This is a genomic window from Xanthomonas sp. NCPPB 3959 (genome assembly GCF_056675575.1).
The window spans coordinates 41,790-56,596 of record NZ_JBWWVR010000008.1; the positions used below are offsets into that span (position 1 = coordinate 41,790).

At 63.0% G+C, this 14,807-nt stretch carries 14 protein-coding genes; 9 read left to right on the forward strand and 5 right to left on the reverse strand.

Features of this window, described 5'->3' with window-relative positions; translation table 11 throughout:
• The first annotated feature begins 5 nt into the window (after nucleotides 1–5).
• Nucleotides 6–614 (forward strand): rhomboid family intramembrane serine protease, encoded by a 609-nt coding sequence (locus AC1KVG_RS10845; protein WP_006450868.1) that lies wholly within the window; start codon nucleotides 6–8, stop codon nucleotides 612–614.
• A 159-nt stretch (nucleotides 615–773) separates the two neighbouring features.
• Here AC1KVG_RS10845 and AC1KVG_RS10850 read toward each other — a convergent pair whose 3' ends face one another.
• Nucleotides 774–962, reverse strand: coding sequence for a hypothetical protein (locus AC1KVG_RS10850; protein WP_006450869.1), 189 nt, complete (start codon nucleotides 960–962; stop codon nucleotides 774–776).
• Between the two features lie 227 nt (nucleotides 963–1,189).
• On the opposite strand from AC1KVG_RS10850, the gene AC1KVG_RS10855 reads away from it, so the two are divergent.
• The 3 genes from AC1KVG_RS10855 to AC1KVG_RS10865 all read left to right on the forward strand — a co-directional run bounded on the left by AC1KVG_RS10855 (nucleotide 1,190) and on the right by AC1KVG_RS10865 (nucleotide 2,939).
• Nucleotides 1,190–1,477, forward strand: a complete 288-nt coding sequence (locus tag AC1KVG_RS10855; RefSeq protein ID WP_115038067.1) for a GNAT family N-acetyltransferase — start codon at nucleotides 1,190–1,192, stop codon at nucleotides 1,475–1,477.
• A gap of 49 nt (nucleotides 1,478–1,526) precedes the next feature.
• Nucleotides 1,527–2,372 (forward strand): DUF3298 and DUF4163 domain-containing protein, encoded by an 846-nt coding sequence (locus tag AC1KVG_RS10860; protein WP_481094412.1) that lies wholly within the window; start codon nucleotides 1,527–1,529, stop codon nucleotides 2,370–2,372.
• Nucleotides 2,373–2,438: 66 nt separating this feature from the next.
• A complete protein-coding gene (locus AC1KVG_RS10865) occupies nucleotides 2,439–2,939 on the forward strand; it encodes a MarR family winged helix-turn-helix transcriptional regulator (RefSeq protein ID WP_115038071.1) in 501 nt (166 codons plus the stop codon).
• Nucleotides 2,940–3,038: 99 nt separating this feature from the next.
• Here AC1KVG_RS10865 and AC1KVG_RS10870 read toward each other — a convergent pair whose 3' ends face one another.
• Nucleotides 3,039–5,237 carry a M3 family metallopeptidase gene (locus AC1KVG_RS10870; protein ID WP_481094413.1) on the reverse strand — a complete coding sequence of 733 codons (2,199 nt, stop codon included), beginning with the start codon at nucleotides 5,235–5,237 and terminating at the stop codon, nucleotides 3,039–3,041.
• A gap of 498 nt (nucleotides 5,238–5,735) precedes the next feature.
• Here AC1KVG_RS10870 and AC1KVG_RS10875 point away from each other — a divergent pair, with 498 nt between their 5' ends.
• Nucleotides 5,736–6,221, forward strand: a complete 486-nt coding sequence (locus AC1KVG_RS10875; protein WP_481094414.1) for a glutathione peroxidase — start codon at nucleotides 5,736–5,738, stop codon at nucleotides 6,219–6,221.
• Nucleotides 6,222–6,383: 162 nt separating this feature from the next.
• Here the strand turns inward: AC1KVG_RS10875 and AC1KVG_RS10880 are convergent, their stop codons facing one another.
• Both AC1KVG_RS10880 and AC1KVG_RS10885 read right to left on the reverse strand, forming a co-directional pair.
• Nucleotides 6,384–7,163: a ferredoxin--NADP reductase gene (locus tag AC1KVG_RS10880; RefSeq protein WP_023903476.1), complete on the reverse strand. Its 780-nt coding sequence runs from the start codon at nucleotides 7,161–7,163 to the stop codon at nucleotides 6,384–6,386.
• A 201-nt stretch (nucleotides 7,164–7,364) separates the two neighbouring features.
• Nucleotides 7,365–9,245, reverse strand: coding sequence for an ABC transporter ATP-binding protein (locus AC1KVG_RS10885; RefSeq protein WP_481094415.1), 1,881 nt, complete (start codon nucleotides 9,243–9,245; stop codon nucleotides 7,365–7,367).
• 264 nt (nucleotides 9,246–9,509) lie between these two features.
• Between AC1KVG_RS10885 and AC1KVG_RS10890 the strand changes: the two genes are divergently transcribed.
• The 4 genes from AC1KVG_RS10890 to AC1KVG_RS10905 all read left to right on the forward strand — a co-directional run bounded on the left by AC1KVG_RS10890 (nucleotide 9,510) and on the right by AC1KVG_RS10905 (nucleotide 13,122).
• Nucleotides 9,510–11,027 carry a fumarate hydratase gene (locus AC1KVG_RS10890; protein WP_481094416.1) on the forward strand — a complete coding sequence of 506 codons (1,518 nt, stop codon included), beginning with the start codon at nucleotides 9,510–9,512 and terminating at the stop codon, nucleotides 11,025–11,027.
• A 193-nt stretch (nucleotides 11,028–11,220) separates the two neighbouring features.
• On the forward strand, nucleotides 11,221–11,646 hold the full coding sequence (locus AC1KVG_RS10895; RefSeq protein WP_481094417.1) for a hypothetical protein: 426 nt from the start codon (nucleotides 11,221–11,223) through the stop codon (nucleotides 11,644–11,646).
• A gap of 14 nt (nucleotides 11,647–11,660) precedes the next feature.
• The gene (locus tag AC1KVG_RS10900; RefSeq protein ID WP_481094418.1) at nucleotides 11,661–12,296 is read left to right on the forward strand and encodes a glutathione S-transferase family protein; all 636 of its coding nucleotides are present in this window, start codon (nucleotides 11,661–11,663) and stop codon (nucleotides 12,294–12,296) included.
• A gap of 187 nt (nucleotides 12,297–12,483) precedes the next feature.
• Nucleotides 12,484–13,122, forward strand: coding sequence for a carbonic anhydrase (locus AC1KVG_RS10905; RefSeq protein ID WP_205394883.1), 639 nt, complete (start codon nucleotides 12,484–12,486; stop codon nucleotides 13,120–13,122).
• A gap of 458 nt (nucleotides 13,123–13,580) precedes the next feature.
• On the opposite strand, the gene AC1KVG_RS10910 is transcribed toward AC1KVG_RS10905, so the two are convergent.
• Complete coding sequence (locus AC1KVG_RS10910; protein ID WP_115036566.1) at nucleotides 13,581–14,690, reverse strand: sterol desaturase family protein; 1,110 nt, start codon at nucleotides 14,688–14,690, stop codon at nucleotides 13,581–13,583.
• Nucleotides 14,691–14,807 lie beyond the last annotated feature (117 nt).

Sequence of the window (14,807 nt, forward strand, 5' to 3'; positions counted from 1 at the left end):
TCCGCATGATTACCCTGATCCTGATCGCCATCACCGGCATCGTCTCGTGGATGGCGTTCAACAACCGCAAGCTGGCCGACCGGCTGGTGCTGTGGCCGCCGGCGCTGGACAAGCAAAAGCAATACGACCGCCTGGTGACCTACGGCTTCATCCATGCCGACCTGGGCCATCTGGTCTTCAACATGATCACGCTGTTCTTCTTCGGCCGGTACATCGAAGACGTGATGACGCGGCTGAGCGGCAGCGTGCTGACCTATCCGCTGTTCTATCTGAGCGCGCTGGTGGTGTCGATCCTGCCCAGCTATCTGAAGAATCAGAAGAACCCCAATTACCTCAGCCTGGGCGCCTCCGGCGCGGTGTCGGCGGTGTTGTTCGCCTTCATCCTGCTCAAGCCGTGGACGATCATCCTGGTGCTGTTCATTCCGGCGCCGGCGATCATCTATGCGGTGTTCTACGTGGGCTACAGCTTATGGATGGACCGCCGTGGCGGCGATCGCATCAACCACAGCGCGCATCTGGCCGGTGCGGCCTTCGGTGTGATGTTCATGCTGATCATGGAGCCGCGGGTGTGGCAGGTGTTTCTGGAGCAGCTGTCCAATCCGCGCTTCGGATAAGCGCGTCGGTTGAGCGCGTCGATTGAGCCGGATTGCCGAAGGACGGCGTGGCCATCAGGTGGCGCGGCGGTGATCGGAAATGTTGATGGCGGGGTTGCCTGAGGCAACCGGCCAGGGCCACTGATGCGATTGGCCCTGGCGGTTAACGCGACGCGTGGCTCAGGCCGCGTTGCGTTCCTGGTCGGCAACGGCAGTGCTGCCGTAGGCCTGCTGCAAGCGCTCGTACACCGTATCGTTGAGCTGCGCGAAGTCCGGGTTGTGGGTATCGCCGTTGATGGCGAACTGGAACAAGCCCTCCAGCAACGAGCTATCGCTGTCTGTGCTGTGTCCTGCCGAATCGTTGTTCATGCGGTGACTCCTCGTAGGTAAGGCGAAGACGTCGGCAGATGGCCGGCAACCCGTGCCAGCCGGCCATGCGCAGCGAATGCCTTCGGCTCAGCTATCGGCGCTACGCGAACGAACTTAAGTGCGCCTTCGACGCGCTGCGCTACGTGTCACAGCATCGATTCATTTTCACGCAGGCGCGGCGCCGCGCTGGTCACACTCATCGCCACATTCACTGCCAGACGCAGACCATGATGGAGGCCGCGACAGTGCAGGCAGAACACGATCCGACCCAGCAACGCTTCAGCGTAGACACCGATGGACAACGCGCCGAACTGGCCTACCGTCTTGAGGGCGAGCGCATGACCATCACGCATACGCATGTGCCGGAGGCGATCGGTGGGCGCGGTATCGCTGCCGTGCTGGTCGAGGCCGCTTTGCATTACGCGCGCCAGGCGGGGTGGAAGGTCGTACCCGAGTGCAGCTACGCCGAGGCGTATGTACGTCGGCATCAACAGTTTCAGGATCTGCTGGCCTGATCGCCGGCAGCGTGTCTTTGCAGCGTGACTTCGATGAGGGGCAGGTGGGATGGGGCGGTTGTTTGCAGTGAATGGAATGCGGGGCGTGCTGATGCTGGCTCTGCTGGCGGGGTGTACACAGCGCGCACCTACAACGGCAGAAACGACGGAGCCGGCAGCGGACGCAACAGCGCAAGCGGTGCCGCCTCCGGAGCCCGTTGTCGTCCAGAGCGGCCCATTGGAAGATGTGATCGAGCATGCGCCTGCCTATATGGTCGGCATCAGCTATCCACGTGGGCTGGATGCGTACCCGGAACTGGCCGCGCTGATCCGCAGCTATTCGCAGGACGCGCGCACCGAACTGATGGAAGCCGTCTCTGGTCTTGGTAACGACAAACCGGCCGCACCCTATGAGCTGTCGCTGGCGTTCGAGACCGTGCTGCAGACTGCCGATCTGATCGTGGTGTCTGCCGATGGCAGCCGCTACACCGGCGGCGCGCATGGCGAGCCGCTGGTGGCGCGCTTCGTCTGGTTGGTCAAGGAGCGCAAGCAATTGACGGCGCAGGCGCTGATTCCCGACCCGGCGGGCTGGGAAAAGATCGCACGCGAGGTCGCCGCGCAGTTGCACAACGCTGCCGCCCAGCGCGTGGAAGCCGATCGCGTACCGGTCGAGGAGCAGGCCGAACAGGTGGCCTCGGCCGATCGCATGATTGCCGAAGGCACCGCGGCACAGGTCGACAACTTTGCGCAGTTCGTGCCGGTACTGAACCCGGCAGGGCAGATCACTGCGCTACGGTTCGTGTTTCCGCCGTATCAGGTGGGGCCGTATTCGGATGGCACGCAGACCGCCGATGTCGCTGCCTCCACATTGTTGGCTTGGGTCGCGCCGGAATATGCACATCTCTTCGCTCGCTGAGATGTCACCCCGCAGATGATGTGATTGAATGGCTTGGCCATTCAGTAATGTAATCAAACGGGTGATATGAGTAGTTTCGATCCAACCGCAAGTCGCGTGGACCACACCTGCGTGCGTTACCCGGCGTTCCCACGGGAGCCGGCTGTCCTGGTGAGGTTGATCAAGCATCTCTACAAGCGGCTGCATACGCAGGGCTGTATAACGCTCAAGCCGTATGGGATCAGTCCACCGGAATACGAAATTCTGATGATGCTCTACGGCACGCCGGAGCAGGCGATCACGCCTACCGAAGTGGCCGAAGCGGCCAGCGAGAAGCCGGCCAACATCACCCGGCTCACCGATCAGCTCTGCGAAAAGGGCTTGATCGCGCGCGGCAGCAGCCCCGACGATCGGCGCAAGATCGTGCTGACGTTGCAGCCGGCAGGCCTGGCCTTGATCAACAGTCTGCTTCCCGATGCCTGCACGCTGTTGAATGCAGAAACTGCCTGCATGAGCGAGGCAGAGCAGGTGCGTCTGGAAAAACTGCTGAGGAAACTGTTGGAAGGTGTGGATGCTGTCGAGCTCTGAACGACAGGCGTCTGGCTTGCCGCAGTACGCGCCACTGCACGCATGAAAAACGCCGCCCGGATCACTCCGGGCGGCGTTTTTATTTCCCGCAGGTCCCGATTACGGCTTGGACTGCGGTGCTTCCGGCGTTGCACCATCGCCGCCTTGCGCGCTTAGGCCGCGCTTTTCGAGCAGGGGCTCGATCTGCGGCGCATGCCCGGCAAAGTTCTGGAACAGCTCCATCGCATCCACGCTGCCGCCACGCGAGAGCAGGGTCTGGCGGAAACGATCGCCATTGGCGCGGCTCAACCCGCCATGCTGCTTGAACCACTGCTGGGTGTTTGCGTCCAGCACTTCGGACCAGATGTAGGCGTAGTAGCCCGCCGCGTAACCACCCATGATGTGGCTGAAATATGGCGTCTTGTAGCGCGGCGGCACCGGCGCGTAGGCAATGCCGTCCTGCTGCAGGGCCTTGGCTTCGAAGGCCATCACGCCGGCTGCGTCGGGCACCTGGTTGGCGCTGACTTGGTGCCAGTTCTGATCCAGCATCGCCGCACCCAGATACTCGGTGGTGGCAAAGCCCTGGTTGAACTTGGAGGCCGCAATCACCTTATCCAGCAGCGCCTGCGGCATCGGCGTGCCATTCTGATAATGCTTGGCGTAGTTCTTCAGGATGGACGGCTCGTCGGCCCACATTTCGTTGACCTGCGAGGGGAACTCGACGAAGTCGCGCGGCACGCTGGTGCCGGAGAAATACGGGTATTTGACGTCCGAGAACATGCCGTGCAGCGCATGGCCGAACTCATGGAACATGGTGGTCACTTCATCCCAGGTCAGCAACGTGGGCTGTCCGGCCGGCGGTTTGGGAATGTTGAGGTGATTGGCCACCACCGGCTTGAAACCGGTCAGATCCGATTGCGAGACATACGAGTTCATCCACGCGCCGCCGCGCTTGGATTCGCGTGCGTACATGTCGGCGATGAAGATCGCCAGCTGCTTGCCGTCGGCATCGAACACGTCGTAGACGGTGATGTCGTCGCGATAGGTGGGCAGGTCGGTGCGCTGCTTGAAGGTCAGACCGTATTCCTGATTGGCTGCATAGAACACGCCGTTTTCCAGCACGTTCTTCAGCTCGAAATATGGCTTGAGCTGCGACTCGTCGAAGTTGTACTTGGCCTGGCGCACCTTCTCGCTGTAGTAGGCCCAATCCCAGGCTTCGAGCTTGAAGGTGGGCTTGCGCGCGGCCTTTTGTTCCTTGTCGATCATCGCCTGCAGATCGGCCGCTTCGCGCTTGGCGTTGGCCACTGCGGCCGGTGCCAGTTTGCCCAGCATCGCGTTGACCGCCTCGGGGGTCTTGGCGGTCTGGTTTTCCAGCGAGTAGGCGGCGTAGGTGGGGAAGCCGAGCAGCTTGGCCTTGTCTGCGCGCAGCTTCATGATGCGTGCGACCAGTGCGGTGTTGTCGTACTGGCCGCCGTGGCTGCCACGCGACACCGAAGCGTCGTAGATCTTCTTGCGCAGTTCGCGATTCTTCAGCTGGGTCAGCGGCGGCTGGCCGGTGGTGTTGAGCAGTGCGATCACGTACTTGCCGTCGAGCTTGCGCGCCTTGGCGGCTTCGGCGGCGGAGGCAATCTGCTCATCTGACAGGCCATCGAGCTGCTTGACGTCATCGACGACAACGGCGGCGGCATTCACTTCGGCCAGCACGTTCTGGCTGAAGGTGGTGCCCAGGTTGGCCAGCTCGGCATTCATCGCCTTGAGCGTGGTCTTGTCGGCATCGGAGAGCTTGGCGCCATCGCGCACGAAATCGCTGTGGTACTTCTCGACCAGGCGCAGGCCTTGCGCGTCCAGGCCCAGTTTGCTGCGTTGGTCGTACAAGGTCTGGATGCGCGCAAACAGCTTGCTATTGAGCGAGATCGCGTCGCGGTGCGCGGCGAATTTCGCCGAATAATCGGCCTGCAGTTTCTTGCGCGCATCGTTGGTGTCGGCACCGACCAGGTTGAAGAACACCGTGGTGGCGCGATCCAGCGTGGCGCCGCTTTTTTCCAGCGCAATGATGGTGTTGTCGAAGCTCGGCTTGGCTTTCTGGTTGGCGATCTTTTCCACTTCCTTCAACTGCTCGGTCATGCCGGCGTCGAAGGCGGGAGCAAAATCGCTGTCGGTGATCTTGTCGAACTGCGGGTAATGCAGCGGCAGCGTGCTGTCGGCGAAGAACGGGTTGGCTTGGGTGGCGGCCTGCGTGGCGGCAGGTGCGGCGATGCTGTAGGACGGCATGGCAAGTCCCAGGGAAGCGGCCAGGGCAAAGGCGAGACGGGTGGTCAAGAGAGTGGCTCCAAAGTGCGAACCGCCGAGGCTAACCCAGCCGGGCCGGACAGGCGTGTGACAAAAGGCATGGCTGCAAGGTCATCGTGTAGCCAATCCGCGAACGTGGCCGGTGGACGAGGCCGAGCTCGACCAGCTGGTCGGCGGCAGTGCACGCGGGCTCTGCCGTTAGCTGGCGCCGCTGGACCGCGACTCGCAAGACACTGCGCTGCCGTGAAATGCCGTAGTCAAACGCTGCGGCGAAGTGCGCCATCTGGGCTGGTCCAATGATTGCTCGCTTGGGTCTCGTTCGCTTTGTGAGGCCGCCTGGCGTTTCACTTGCGGCGCCAACAATGATCCGGAGACATTGGATGAAATGTGGGGATGGCTCCAACAGAGCGTCGATCTGGCGCGCCTTTCTGCTGGCAATGCGCGTGCTGAGCACGCGCAGTGCGGATGCAGTGCCGCAATGCCGACAGCTGGGCTACGCTGCCGTTTCCCTGAGCATCCGAGCACGCCATGAGCGACATCTCCACGTTTGAATTCACCGACCTGGACGGTCGCACGCAGTCGATGCGCGACTACGCCGGCAAGGTGCTGCTGGTGGTGAATGTCGCTTCGAAATGCGGCTTTACGCCGCAATACGCAGGCCTGCAGGCGCTGTGGCAGCGCTATCGCGAACGTGGCTTGGTGGTGATCGGATTCCCGTGCGATCAGTTCGGCCATCAGGAGCCGGGCGATGCGGCGCAGATCCGCCAGTTCTGCTCGCTCGATTATTCGGTGGATTTTCCGCTGGCCGAGAAGATCGAGGTCAATGGCAGCGGCGCGCATCCGCTGTGGCAGCACCTCAAGCACGAACAGCGCGGCGTCCTGGGCTCGGAAGCGATCAAGTGGAACTTCACCAAGTTCCTGATCGGCCGCGATGGCCGCGTGTTGGAGCGTTATGCGCCGACCACCAAGCCGGAAGCGTTGGCTGCAGATATCGAGCGCGCGCTGGGCGCGTGATCTTGCAGGGCGTGTTGCTCAAACGTAGGAGCGCCCTTGGGCGCGATGAGGCGTTACCGGGAATGCTTCATCGCGCCCAGGGGCGCTCCTACGACGCACGCGCGCTGGCGATGCGGTCTACGTAAAACGCCGCACCATCGCTGGCGTTTCACGCGCGCCGCATCACTTCTCGACGAACGCGCGCTCGAAGACGTAATGCCCCGGCGTGCCGATGCGTGGCGAGGTTTCAAAACCGCGCGCATCCAGCACGTTGCGCAGGTCGGCCAGCATCTGCGGACTGCCGCAGATCATGAAGCGGTCGTTGGCCGGATCCAGCGGCGGCAAGCCCAGCGTCTGCTGCATGCGGCCGTCTTCCATCAGCTCGGTCAGGCGGCCCCGGTTGGCGAAGTCTTCGCGCGTCACCGCCGGGTAATATAGCAACTTGTCGCGCAGGAGGTCGCCGAGAAACTCATGCTGCGGCAGCTCGCGCTCGAAGTAGTCGCGGTAGGCCAGATCCTGCACGAAGCGCACGCCCTGGGTCAGGATCACCTTGTCGAAACGCTCGTAGGTTTCCGGGTCCTTGATCACCGACAACCACGGCGCCAGACCGGTACCGGTGCCCAGTAGATACAGGTTACGGCCCGGGTGCAGGTCGCTGATCAGCAGCGTGCCGGTGGGCTTCTTGCCGACCAGTACCTGATCGCCCGGTTTGATGTGCTGCAGCCGCGAGGTGAGCGGGCCGTCCGGCACCTTGATACTGAAGAACTCCAGATGTTCTTCCCAGTTGGCGCTGGCGATCGAGTACGCACGCAGCAACGGGCGCGTCTCGGTTTCCAGGCCGATCATCACGAACTGGCCGTTCTCGAAACGGAAACCGGCATCGCGGGTCGTGGTGAAGCTGAAGTAGGCGTCGGTCCAGTGACGGACCTCGAGCACCGTTTGGGCGCCGAAAGCGGAAGACATGCCGGTGAGTATCGTGGGAAGAGTACCTGCCAATTCTACCTCAAACCGGCCAAATGAGATGAACTCTCATTTAGGTGGCCGGGATTCGGGAGTCGGGATTGGTGATTCGCAAGAGCGGATCCTTGGGGCCTGGACGTTCTCGGGCCCGCGATGGACCGGCAGCTCAGGCCAATCCCAAATCTCCAATCCCGAATCCCGGCCTCACCGATACCCCGCCGCCTGCAGCTCGAACAACTCCGCATACCGGCCACCCTGCGCCATCAACTCCGCATGCGTGCCGTTGGCCTCGATGCGGCCAGCGGCCAGCACCAGGATGCGGTCGGCCATGCGCACGCTGGAGAAACGGTGCGAGATCAGCACCGCGGTGCGGTTGTCCGACAATTCCTTGAAACGCTGGAATACCTCAAACTCGCTGCGTGCATCCAGTGCGGCGGTGGGTTCGTCCAGGATCATCAGCTGCGCATCGCGCATGTAGGCGCGTGCGATGGCGATCTTCTGCCATTGCCCGCCGGACAGATCCACGCTGTTCTTGAAGCGTCGGCCGATCAATTGATCGTAGCCATCGGGCAGGCTGTCGATGAGCTCGCCGGCCATCGCGCGCTGGGCGGCGGCGCGGATGCGCGGTGCATCGCCCATGGCATCGACCTGGCCAACGCCGATGTTCTCGCCAACGCTTAAGTGATAGCGCACGAAGTCCTGAAAGATCACGCCCAGGTTGGCGCGCAGATCGTCCAGATCGTAATCGCGCAGGTCTTGCCCATCGAGCAGGATGCGGCCTTCGTCCGGGTCGTACAGCCGTGCCAGCAGCTTGACCAGGGTGGTCTTGCCGGCGCCGTTTTCGCCGACCAGGGCCAGCACTTCGCCCGCCCGCAGCTCGAAATCCAGGTGCCGCACCGTCCATTGTTCGGCGTCCGGATAGCGAAAACCCACATCCTCGAACACGAAGCCCTGGCGGATCGGTCGCGGCACCGGCAGCGCATTCGGGCGCGAGCGGATTTCCGGCACGATGTTGAAGAACGAATACAGATCGTCCAGATACAAGGCCTGCCCGGCGACCTGCGAGAACCCGATCAGCAGGCCTTCCAGCAACTGGCGCAGCCGCAGGAAACTGCCGGCCAGAAAGGTCAGATCGCCGATGCTGAAATCGCCGCGCACGGTGCGCCATGCGATATAGCCATAGGCCATGTAGTAACCCAAGGTGCCCAGCGCAGCCAGCAGCGCGCCCCACAACGCACGCTTGCGCGCCAATGCGCGATTGGCCTGGAAGAACTTGTCGGCCAGCCGGCGATAGCGTGCGATCAAAAAGCGGTGCAGGTTGAGGATCTTGACTTCTTTTGCGGTCTCGACGCTGGCGCCGACCTGGCGCAGGTAATCGAGCTGGCGCCGCTCCGGCGTCCACTGGAAGTTGAGCGAGTAGCCCAGCGCATTGAAATGCGCCTCGCCGATAAACGCCGGGATCAGGGCAATCGCCAGCAGCAGGATCAACCACGGTGCATACACCACCAGGCCCACCGCCAGGCTGACCACGGTAATGGCGTCCTGCACCTGGCCAAACAGCTGGCTCATCAGGTTCATGCGGTTCATGGTCTGGCGCCGCGCACGATCCAGCTTGTCCTGGCGGTCGGGATCTTCGAAGTCCTCCAGATCCAGCTGCGCGGCGTGTTCCATCAGGCGCACGCTGGCGGCGTTGTTGAACAGTTCCGACAGCAGCGCATCGGCGTAGCCGACCAGCCGGCCGAGCAGGTCCGAACCGATTGCCAGCGCCAGTTCCAGCGCCAGCAATTCCAGCAGCCGGTTCAGGCGGCCGCTGCCCAGTGCCTGGGTCAGCGAATCGAAGGCCGGCGGTTGACCGACCAGATGGATCGCCTCGTCGATGATCAATTTGCCGATATACAGCGAAGCCACCGGCATCAACGCGCGCAGTACGCGCAGGCCGATGCTGCTGGCGCTCAGCCAGCGGCTGGTCTGCCAGATCTGGCGCAGAAACGGTGGCAGGTTACGCAGCGCATTCAAGCGCTCGCGCAGGGTGGGGCCGGTACGGGGTGCGGCGGGCGCGGTGGCGCCGGAACGGGATGCTGACATCGCACTAGTGTGCAGCGCTTTGCGTAGGCGTGAAGTGTTGGAAGGCGCCAGTGCGCATCCCTGCATTGGCGCGCGATAGCTGCTCTGTCGCTGACTGCGCACTAGCAAATCGGTGCGGCCGGTGTATCGCAGGGCGCCCGGGCGTTGGGTCGGGCGCCACGCAATCCTTGGCCTGGTCAATCGCAGCCATTGACGCGGCCGCAGGACGCGCTGGAAGTTTGGACTAAAATGCCCGGATTGCCCCCGCCAGCCGTAGAGCCAGCCGTGACCTCGATCAAGCAGGAAGACCTCATCCAGTCCGTCGCCGACGCGCTGCAGTACATCAGCTATTACCACCCGGTCGACTACATCAAGAATCTGTCCGCCGCTTACGAGCGCGAAGAATCGCCGGCCGCCAAGGACGCCATCGCGCAGATCCTGATCAACTCGCGCATGTGCGCCGAAGGCCATCGCCCGATCTGCCAGGACACCGGCATCGTTACCGTGTTCCTGGAAATCGGCATGCAGGTGCGCTGGGACGACGCCACCATGGGTGTGGAAGACATGGTCAACGAAGGCGTGCGCCGCGCCTACAACCACCCCGACAACAAGCTGCGCGCCAGCGTGCTGGCCGACCCGGCCGGCAAGCGGACCAACACCCGCGACAACACCCCGGCGGTGGTCAACACCAAGATCGTGCCCGGCCACCATGTCGAGGTGATCGTCGCGGCCAAGGGCGGCGGCTCGGAGGCCAAGAGCAAGTTCGCCATGCTCAACCCGTCCGACTCCATCGTCGACTGGGTGCTCAAGACCGTGCCCACCATGGGCGCCGGCTGGTGCCCGCCGGGCATGCTCGGCATCGGCATCGGCGGCACCGCCGAAAAGGCCATGCTGCTGGCCAAGGAAGCGTTGATGGAGCCGATCGACATCGTCGACCTGCAGGCGCGTGGCGCCTCCAACCGCGCCGAGGAACTGCGGCTGGAGTTGTACGAAAAGGTCAACGCGCTCGGCATCGGCGCGCAAGGCCTGGGCGGCCTGACCACGGTGCTGGACATCAAGGTCAAGGATTACCCGACCCACGCCGCCAACCTGCCGGTGGCGCTGATTCCCAACTGCGCCGCCACCCGCCACGCGCACTTCACCCTGGACGGCAGCGGCCCGGTGATGCTGGAGCCGCCGTCGCTGGAAGACTGGCCCAAGCTGACCTACAACCCGACCAACGCGCGCCGGGTGAATCTGGACACCATCACCCGCGAAGAGGTCGCCAGCTTCAAGCCCGGCGAAGTGGTGCTGCTCAACGGCAAGCTGCTGACCGGCCGCGACGCCGCGCACAAGCGCATGATCGACATGCTCAACAAGGGCGAAACCTTGCCGGTCGACTTCACCAACCGCTTCATCTATTACGTCGGCCCGGTCGACCCGGTGCGCGATGAAGTGGTGGGCCCGGCTGGCCCGACCACTGCCACCCGCATGGACAAGTTCACCCGCCAGATGCTGGAACAAACCGGCCTGCTCGGCATGGTCGGCAAGTCCGAGCGCGGCGATGCGGCGATCGACGCGATCCGCGATAACAAGGCTGTGTATCTGATGGCAGTCGGCGGCTCGGCGTATCTGGTGTCCAAGGCGATCAAGGCTGCGCGCGTGCTGGCGTTCGAAGATCTGGGCATGGAGGCGATCTACGAATTCGAGGTCAAGGACATGCCGGTCACAGTCGCTGTGGATTCCACCGGCGAGTCGGTGCACAAGACCGGGCCGCGTTTGTGGCAGTCGCGCATCGGCAAGATTCCGGTGGTGGTGGAATAAGCTTGGCCAGGAGCGGCGACGCAACTGCACTGCGTCGCCGCGTCCCGCAACCAAGTTAATACGCGTAGGTCCCCGTCATCAGCCGGTGTCTGTCTATCGGGATGAAGACGGCCTGCCGGATCGACCACGCGGCAGGCAACGCCGAACGACAACCCGATATGCTCGGCGTACTGACGGTCACAGGAGAACAGGAATGCTCCGACTCATCTGCATCGCGTTGTTGGTCTGCCTCAGCCAGGGTGTGGCAGCGCAGCAGAAGACAGCACCGACGGTGCTGTTTCCTTCCGGCAACTACGCACCGAGACCAGCCGCGCCGGTGCCGTTTGAAGAAAAAAAGCCACTCAGGCCAAGCGAGCCCTCCACACGATTCAGCGGGCCCGTAGCGTCGGACCGTTGCATCGCGCAGTGCAATCAGAGTGCCAGGCAATGCCGCGCCGATCGGCCTAGCGAGAGCAGTTGCAGCGCCTCGGTGGCGCCGCGGGGAAAACGCTGCGATGACGTGCAGAATCCGGCACAGCGGGCCAATTGCCTCGCGCAGGTCTTCGATTGCAGCCAACAGAGTGACGACAATCGCTGTGAACCACGCAAGCTCGCCTGCCTGCGCGCCTGCACCAACTGACTTCAGGAATCCGTATGACCACAACGCTTTATCACTCCCCCAGCACCGCAGCCCTGGTCGTGCATTGGCTGCTGATCGAACTGGATGTGCCGCACGTGCTGCAGCCGCTGGATTTCGATCGCGCCGAGCAGAAATCGCCTGAATATCTGGCACTCAATCCGGCCGGCGTGGTGCCGACGCTGGTGCTGGAGGGCCAGGTGTTGACCGAAGCTGCAGCAATCGTGCTGCATCTGGCCGACCTGTATCCGCAGTCTGGATTGGCGCCGCCGGTCGGCACGCCTGCGCGTGCGCACTACTACAGGTGGATGTTCTTCTGCGCCAACACCTTGCAGCCGGCGTATCGCGCCTGGTTCTACCCGGGCGAGCCGGCCGGTGCCGCGCACAGCGATGCGGCGCAGGCGCAGGCACGGCAAAAACTCGAAGCGGCCTGGACCCAGGTCGATGCGCACCTGCAAGCCAATGGTCCGTATCTGCTCGGCCAGACGTTGTCGGCAGCCGATTTCATGCTGACCATGATGATGCGCTGGTCGCGCAATATGCCCCGGCCCAGCGATACCTGGCCGGCGCTGCACGCGCATGCGCAGCGAATGAAAGCCCGGCCGGCGTTTCAGGAAACCTATCGCCGCGAGGGTCTAACGGACTGGACCTGAATCTCCAGCCGCAGCAGGCGTTGTGCGGCGTCCATCAGCGCGCTTCAAAGCGTTCCGCCGCGCTTGCCGCGTAGTACGATCGCGACACCAACCAGAGAGCAGGGGCTCGTCCATGTCGCATTCCGCATCCCGTCGAAAATTGCTGCAATGCGCCTGTTGCGCGCCGGTCGCGGCCGCAGCCGCGTCACTGCCATTCGCTGTGCGCGCCGCGCCGTCGAAGAAAACCGATCTAAACGCCGAGCAGGCGTTGCAGACCCTGCGTGACGGCAACGCTGCGTTTGTCGAGAACCGTCCCAAGAAGGTGATCTCCGACGGCAAGCGCCGGCTGGAGCTGGCGCTGGGCCAGACCCCGTTCGTGATTCTGGTGTCGTGCTCGGATTCGCGCGTGCCGCCGGAACTGCTGTTTGGTCGCGGCCTTGGCGAGATGTTCATCGTGCGCAACGCCGGCAATACCGTCGATACCACTGCATTGGGTTCGATCGAATATGCGGTGAGTCAGCTCGGCGTGCCGCTGGTGGTGGTGATGGGCCACGAGAGTTGCGGCGCGGTTGCCGCTGCGGTGTCGGTGGTGGAGCAGGGCGCGTTCTTCCCCGGCGCGATCGGCTCGATGATCGAGCCGATCGTCCCCGCCGTGCTGACTGCCAAGAGCAAGGGCGGCGCTGACCTGCTGGCCGCCTCAGTCAAGGCCAACGTCAAGCGCACCGTCGACCGCCTGCGTGCCGCTTCCGAGCCGGCACTGCTGGAACCGCTGCGCGCAGGCAATGTCCGCGTGGTCGGTGCGTATTACACCCTGAAAGACGGCAAGGTGGATTTCTTCGACGTCTGATGGTTATTGCGATTGTTCGGCAATGACAGCGCAGGATGATCTCCTGCGCTGTTTTCATATGTGCGGTGCAGCGCTGTCGTTAGCTCTGACACAACCGCCCGAACACTGTATCGATGGCAGCAACGTGTCGCGTTCGTTGACCGAATGGCGTGATGTCTGGAATGGTCGCAACATCGATCAAATCCACAGGCGCTGATCAAACCGCAGCTCATCGGACAGCCGCGCCGCATGCACTGCTAGCAACCATGCAGACCGACCATCCCGACTGGTCCTTGCCCGCCCACCATCGCGGGACCTTACGCGGCATGGATGCCGCGTAAGAGCCTACAGGGACGTACTTGCGGCGTGTCCCGCGATGGTGGGCGGGCAAGGGCCCTGCAGCCAAGTGGCAGATCAGCCGTTCTGCACATGATTATCCGCGCTGGGCAGACACTTCAACGCAAACCGTATCTCGAGTTTTAGTCCACATAATCGTCGAACGTCTTGCGCCGACGGAATGGCATCAGGTGCTGGCGCATCAGCCCCTTGGGCACCGTTTCCAGTTTCATGACGCCATATTCCTGCGGCCACGCATCGCGACTCGGTGGTAGTTTGAACGTGCCCATCAACATGTCCACCAAGGGCAGATGGATGGCGTAGTTGACGTCGATATAGTCCTGCTGGCGCGCATGATGCCAATGGTGATAACGCGGCAAGACCAGCACGTATTCCAGCCAGCCAAAACGCAGGCCGAGGTTGGAATGTGCGAGCACCGCCTGCAGGCCGACCAGAATCACGTACGCATTCACTGCCGGTGTCGAAAAACCGAGAATCAACAGTGGCAGCAGCACCGCACTGCGGGTCAGCACGATTTCCACAAAATGGATGCGTGACCCGGCCAGCCAGTCCATCTCCCGGCTGGAGTGATGCACCGCGTGGAATCGCCACAGCCACGGAATGTTGTGATACGCCCGATGCAGCGATGCCTGCGCCATGTCGGCAACGAAGACTGCGATCAGAAACTGTCCCCACACCGGCAGGGACTGGATTGCCGCTTTCAGCGATGGAAACGCGGCCAGCCCGGCGATACTCGACGTGGAGGCGGTGACCAGGATCAGGATGAACTGCACCAGCACATGGCTCATGAAGAAGTAGCCGATATCGGTGCGCCAGCCCGGACGTAGCGGCGAAATGCGGCGCTTGCCCAGATAGCGTTCCAGCGGCACGAACACCAGCGCCGAGAAGAACAGCGAAATCACAAACCAGTCCAGGCCAAGCGAATAGGGCGTGCGCCCGATCGTATCGAACTGCACGTTGGTGCCACCGAACAACACCGCCAACGTTGCGCTGCCCACACCAACCATCGCAATGCGCTTGTTGCGGTCGCGCAGAATGGCGAAGGTACCCAGCAGGAACGCGGCAACCAGCCCGACCAGCAGGAGATGGCGTGCGAACTGCTCGTTATAGGCGGCGCGGAACTCGCGGCTGGTCAACAGATCGGGAAAGTGGAAACACACCACACCCATCAGACTGAGCACGCCCAGCAGCGCAGAGGCATGGGCGAAGAAGGAGCGGTGCGGGCGAGCCATGGGACGTCCTGTCGACGGGGCGGCCTGCTTGGCCGTGCACGGAGTGCGTGCATCCATGCTCCCAGTACGCGTGCTCGGCCGCAAGCGTTTTGCGACGGGCACGCCAGCTCCGATCAA